This is a genomic window from Janthinobacterium sp. AD80, assembly GCF_002878455.1.
Classification (GTDB): Bacteria; Pseudomonadota; Gammaproteobacteria; order Burkholderiales; family Burkholderiaceae_D; genus Janthinobacterium.
Genome location: NZ_NRDQ01000265.1, coordinates 1 through 2,788, shown reverse-complemented (window position 1 = coordinate 2,788; position 2,788 = coordinate 1). Strand labels below are relative to the sequence as shown.

3 protein-coding genes are annotated in these 2,788 nt (G+C 65.5%); 1 reads left to right on the top strand and 2 read right to left on the bottom strand.

The genetic code is table 11. From position 1 onward, the window contains the following. Both JaAD80_RS28335 and gshB read right to left on the bottom strand, forming a co-directional pair. Nucleotides 1-1,010, bottom strand: a 1,010-nt coding sequence (locus JaAD80_RS28335) for an aldehyde dehydrogenase family protein (protein WP_146012586.1), incomplete at its 3' end; no start/stop codon positions are given. Then, a complete protein-coding gene (gene gshB, locus JaAD80_RS28330; protein ID WP_102299496.1) occupies nucleotides 1,007-1,975 on the bottom strand; it encodes a glutathione synthase in 969 nt (322 codons plus the stop codon). The genes JaAD80_RS28335 and gshB, both read right to left, overlap by 4 nt. A 275-nt stretch (nucleotides 1,976-2,250) precedes the next feature. Here gshB and JaAD80_RS28325 point away from each other — a divergent pair, with 275 nt between their 5' ends. Next, a complete protein-coding gene (locus tag JaAD80_RS28325; protein ID WP_102299494.1) occupies nucleotides 2,251-2,667 on the top strand; it encodes a thioesterase family protein in 417 nt (138 codons plus the stop codon). Nucleotides 2,668-2,788 lie beyond the last annotated feature (121 nt).

The following is a 2,788-nucleotide window of genomic DNA, read 5'->3' as shown; positions in this document are numbered from 1 at the left end:
CCCATTTGCACGCCCGCCTGCGCCGGGTCGCCGATCACCACGGCCGCCAGGCGTTCGCGCAGGCGCGCCGTCAGCGCCTCGATCTGCCCGTGCGGCACCATGACGCGGCGGATGGCGGCGCCGTCCTGGCCCGCCTTGACCGTCATCGACCGCACGATGGCGTCGACCAGCAGCTCGAATTCCGGCTCGCCGTTGCGCACGTCCGGTCCCAGGATGGCACAATTGAGCGACGCCGCGCCCAGGCTGACCTGCACCGAGCGCGCCAGCAGGTTGGGGTGGTTGCGCAAGGTCGTGGCGGTGGCGTCCGAACCGGTGAAGCTGACGGCGTCGTTGTCCTGCAGCCGTGCCAGCAGCGCGTCGGCCGGGCCGATGGCCAGCTGCAGCGCGCCTTTCGGCAGCAGGCCGGAAGCGTCGATCAGGCGCACCAGCGCCTCGGCCAGGTAGCTGGTGCAGGTGGCCGGCTTGACGATACAGGGCATGGCTGCCAGGAAGCTGGCGGCGAATTTTTCCAGCAGCGACCAGACGGGCAGGTTAAAGGGGTTGATATGCAGGGCCACGCCGCCGCGCGGCACCATGATGTGCGTGCCGGCCGCGCCGCCGCGCCGGCACAGCGACATGGCGGGCGCTTCATGCAGCACATTGCCCGAAGGCAGGCCGCTGGCGGCGATGCCGGCGTAGGAATTGAGCACGCCGATGCCGGCGCAGATATCCTGCTTGCTGTCTGCGCGCGTGGCGCCGCTCTGGTAGGCGATGGTATACAGCGCTTCGCGATGCTGCTGGATATGCGTTGCCAGCGCCCGCAGGCAGGCCGCCCGCTGCTGGAAGTCCAGGGCCATCAGGGCCGGCACGCCGGTGCGGCGCGCATAATCGAGCGCCTGCTGCGCGTCGACCGACTCGGCATGCGTGTGATAGATCAGCGAATTGTCGATGGCGCTGTGCAGCGACAGGCCCGCTTCGCTGCCCATCCAGCGTCCGCCTATCCAGCTTTGCAGTGTGCTTACCTTGTTCATGCTTGTTCCTCGTTTGTCTGCGTGAGTGATGCCGCCGTTTCCAGCGCATCCATGAACATGCCCGCCACGTCGAAACCCGTCTGCTGCATGATTTCGCGGAAGCAGGTGGGACTGGTGACATTGATTTCGGTCAGGTGCGCGCCGATCACGTCCAGCCCGACCAGCAGCAGGCCGCGCGCCGCCAGCAGCGGCGCCAGGGTCTCGGCGATATCGCGGTCGCGCGCCGTCAGCACGCGCGCTTCGCCGCGTCCGCCGGCCGCCAGGTTGCCGCGCACTTCGCCTGCCTGCGGTATGCGTGCCAGCGCATGCGGCACGGGCTTGCCGCCGATCAGCAGGATGCGCTTGTCGCCTTCGCTGATGGCGGGAATGTAGCGCTGCGCCATGATGGTGACGGCGCCGTCGCGCGTCAGCATTTCCACGGTGGCGCCCAGGTTCATGCCATCCTCGCGCACGCGGAAAATGCCGGCGCCGCCCATGCCGTCGAGCGGCTTGAAGATCACGTCGCCGTGCTCGGCGTGGAAGGCGCGCAGGCGCGACGACTCGCGGCTGACGAGGGTCGGCGCGCAGAATTGCGCAAATTCCAGGATCGCCAGTTTCTCGTTGTGCTTGCGCACGGCCGATGGCCGGTTGAAGACGCGCGCACCCTGGCGCTCGGCCATGTCCAGCAGGTGCGTGCTGTACAGGTATTCCATGTCGAAGGGTGGATCCTTGCGCACCAAAACTGCGTCGAACTGCGCCAGCGGCAGCGTTGTCGCCGCCTCGCGGCGGAACCACGTGCCCGCTTCGTCGACCAGCTGCACGCGCGCCGCGTTGGCGCTGACCACGCCGCCTTCGTAGTGCAGATGCTGCTGCTCGAACACGTGCAGTGCGTGGCCGCGCGCGGCCGCTTCCTGCATCATCGCGTAAGTCGAATCTTTCTTGATGTTCAACAGCTCGAGGCGGTCAGCCAGGATCGCGATTTTCATCGATGCGCCTTTCATTCAAATGGGGTGGGGTAGAGGAAAACTATGCTGCCGCGCCAGTGCGCGCCGCAGCCGTGGCGCCATGCGCCAGGTCCGTGTTGCCGGCATATTTCTGCAGCGATGGTAGCGCAACGAACGCCATTCGGCTCCTCAGATATTTGGACGTCCGCCCTCAGATATTGCGTCTTGTGAGGCACCCTCGATCGGTCTTAGCATCATTGGCGAAATGTCACTACCCAAGCCGGCATGACCGGATATAACCGCCACATGAGGACACAATGATGCGCCGCTCTTTCAAGACCAATCTCGACATCCGTTACCGCGACACCGACTCGATGGGCCACGTCAGCAGCCCCGTGTACTACGAGTACATGCAGACGGCCTACCTCGAATACATGCACCGCATCCTGGAAATTCCAAAGAGCGAAAAGCTGCCGCACATCATGGTGAAAACCGCGTGCGAATACATCGCCCAGGCCAAGTACGGCGACAAGGTGCTGGTGCTCAGCCATGTCTCCAAGTTCGGCGGCAAGAGCTTTGAAATGGAACACATCATGCACATCGGCGACGAGCAGGGCGTGGTGATGGCCAAGGCCATTTCCGTGCACGTCATGTACGACTATGACAAGCAGGCCACGCAGCCCGTGCCCGAGTCGTTCAAGCAGACCGTGCTGGCCTACCAGGGCAGCCTTTAAGATGGCGCGCCTGGCATCGATGCAAGCGTTGGGCGCTTCGCTGCTCATGATCGCGGGCGCCACGGCGTGCGTGGCCGCCGGCGCCGCCGAACCGGCGCGGCGCGTGCTGACGCCGATCGAC

Excerpts from the sequence above, each read along its gene's own strand:
- JaAD80_RS28325 (WP_102299494.1), top strand. The coding sequence starts at position 2,251 with ATGATGCGCCGCTCTTTCAAGACCAATCTCGACATCCGTTACCGCGAC.
- gshB (WP_102299496.1), bottom strand. The coding sequence starts at position 1,975 with ATGAAAATCGCGATCCTGGCTGACCGCCTCGAGCTGTTGAACATCAAG.